The sequence below is a fragment of the Streptococcus sp. DD11 genome, from assembly GCF_001578865.1.
In the GTDB taxonomy this organism is placed as follows: Bacteria; Bacillota; Bacilli; order Lactobacillales; family Streptococcaceae; genus Streptococcus; species Streptococcus panodentis.
In genome coordinates, this window is the sequence record NZ_KQ969419.1 from 1 (window position 1) to 693 (window position 693).

A 693-nucleotide genomic window follows, 5' to 3' on the forward strand; every position below is an offset into this window, starting at 1 on the left:
ACATAGCCTGATAATTATGGGTATTGATGACACCTTCAGGCGAGCCCGGCACAATCGTCCGGACGTATTCCTGATTACCGTCGCGCAGTGTTCCGATGACCCACTCCACATTTTTCATCCGTGCAGGCGGCAGGGAATTGTGGACTGTGGACATGCGGCTGCCTGACTGAGGCGGAATGCGTTTGGCAAACATGGTGTCTGGATCCTGATGGGCATTATTGTAATAAAGGAATTGGTTATTATCATCCGCATAGGTCAGCTCAAAAGGCATGGCCTTGAGGAACATATCGATCTGATTGACCGTCAGAATACCATGGTCCAGCTTGACATAGGTATCTCCGGAGACCGCCCCTGTAATAGCAGCGACTTTTTCGACCCATTCAGGGTCATCTGGATCGACTTGGCTGACAGTTGTAGCGATAGCCCCTTTGCAGTCCAGATCTTCTGGTTCGATTGGTTTTGGTTTTTTCAATTTGGAAACAACCTCTACATATTTTATAAAGTTATCTAAGCAGGTTTCGAGGAAATTCACGGTTCCTTCGTTTGTGATGTTGCCTTGGTCGTCAAAGGCTTCCTTGGCCTTTCCAAGCAGAAATTCATTGCCCGGCAGGGTGTAGGCATTGACACCCGGCGCATCCAGGATTTTCCGCAGGTGAACTTGGGCCCGAGAGGTCCCTTGATCATAGTAGGAAG

1 protein-coding gene is annotated in these 693 nt (G+C 49.1%); it reads right to left on the minus strand.

Annotation, left to right across the window (positions count from 1 at the left end; genetic code table 11):
* Positions 1-693: PAS domain-containing protein (locus tag STRDD11_RS13185; protein WP_206512726.1), on the minus strand; the 693-nt coding region annotated here is incomplete at both ends.